Raw genomic sequence first — 1,811 nt, 5'->3', positions numbered from 1 at the left:
GTTTTGCGCTTCCCTCAAAGCTCGCCGGATGGTGTGCCCCGCTTTGAGGGCTCTCTGGAACGCCGTGAGATAATGAATGGACGCATCAACACTCAATCCCAAGGATACGGCAGCCATCATCGCCGAGCCCATGTTGATCCGAAGCCCCATCCAGCCGAGCGCTCCCATCAAAACTACGATCGGCAACAGGTTGGCGCAAAGGGCCGCGAAAACCCAGGTGAGATTTCTAAAAGCCACCGCGAACAACAGAGCCATTCCCACGATGGCGATCATAAAGCTCAGGCCCTGATGGACGACCAGGCCTCTGACAAGTTCTCCGAAGATAACGTAGTAACCGGAGACAAGTGGACCGACTCTTGAAGGCGCTGAATCATCGGTGGAAGACTGTTGCGCGTCATGGTGCGAGTGCATGGATGACAAGTTTTCGCGCGGCCAGGACTGCATGATCCGCGGCCATTCTTCTTCCACGATCTGACGCACCTGCCGGACGAGCGCCACTCGTGATTCGCCCGTCTCCCGTTCCCGTGATCGCAGCAAAACGCGAAACCACCAGCGGGTTGGTTCTTTTGGATCGGCCGTGTACAGTGCCCGGTACAAGCCCGGCATTCGCATCTGAACAAATTGAAGAGCCCAGTCTTCCGTCCATCCTGAGGAGATCACAGAGGGGAGTGGGAGGGCGTTCAGCGCAGCCCGGACATCCGCCAGACTGAGGACCTTTGCCAGCCCCGGGACGGACCGTCCTTGACTCTCGATTTTCACCTCGTTTCGCAACCGATTCTGGAGATTTTCTACGGCCGCGAGATATTCCGGCGTCAGGCGCTCGGGCGCGGGTAGCGCGATATCCCACACTCCCGCTCCCCCAAGCTCACGATCGAGCCGCTCGTAAGCGCGCACAATGCTGGAATCTTCGCGGAAACTTCGCGTGAAATCGGTTTCATACTTTGCACGAAGCCACCCCCACACACCTGCCGTCATGAGGACCATTGCCGTAGTGACGACCCGCCAGCGGTGTCGCAACGAGGTGGTCAGTATCTGGCGCAGAAATATTCGCAACGGTCCCGCTTCCGTGACGACCCGCCGCAGTTCCCGAGTGCGGAAAAGGAGGGACGATGCTGCGCCAGGGCCTGTTTGTCGGCGTATTCGGACAGCGATCGCTTCCGCGGCCATAAACGTGGCAGGCAAGAAGCAGAGCATCGCGATCAGGAGCCAGCCGACTGCCAGCACGGCCACCAGGGCGAAGCTTCGCACCGGAGTGATTCCCGAGACGGTCAAGGCGGCAAAACCAACCGCGTCAGTTGCCAGTGCCAGCATCACAGGAAGCGTGAGTTGTCGCGCACTTGCCCGGAGTGCAAACTCCGCGGACTGATCCTTCCGCCTGGCATTCTCCACCCGAACGACAAGATGCATGAGAGTGGCCACGGCAATCACCGTGATCACGGCTACCAACGTGGAGTCGATGAGACTCCCTGAGCCGCCCAGCAGCCCGAATGTGGCCTTGGCCCCTGTCACGCTCGTGGCAATCAGGATGGCCGCTATCAATACCCAGCGGAATTCTCCCGAACAGATGAGAATGACACCGGCCAGGAGCAAGCCCGCCGTCCACGCAATCCGGGAACCATCGCGCTCCACCATTCGGAATCCGGTTTCTACTACCACGGGAGGCCCGACAATCACTCCCTGCGGCAGGCTCGATGCGATTACGGTGAGCTGGTCGATCACCGTCCCCCGCTCAGCCTGGCCGTAATCCGAGGGCGGATCGAGGAGGACGATCACCGCTGCCATATTTTCCTGGGCGTTGTGCGTGTAATTCT

1 protein-coding gene is annotated in these 1,811 nt (G+C 59.7%); it reads right to left on the bottom strand.

From position 1 onward, the window contains the following. Window positions 1-1,811: hypothetical protein (locus H5U08_RS17545; protein ID WP_297036073.1), on the bottom strand; the 1,811-nt coding region annotated here is incomplete at both ends.

It is taken from the genome of Thermogutta sp. (genome assembly GCF_014359955.1).
Classification (GTDB): domain Bacteria; phylum Planctomycetota; class Planctomycetia; order Pirellulales; family Thermoguttaceae; genus Thermogutta.
The sequence above is the reverse complement of the archived record's forward strand: the minus strand, read 5'-3'. Positions and strand labels throughout refer to the sequence as shown.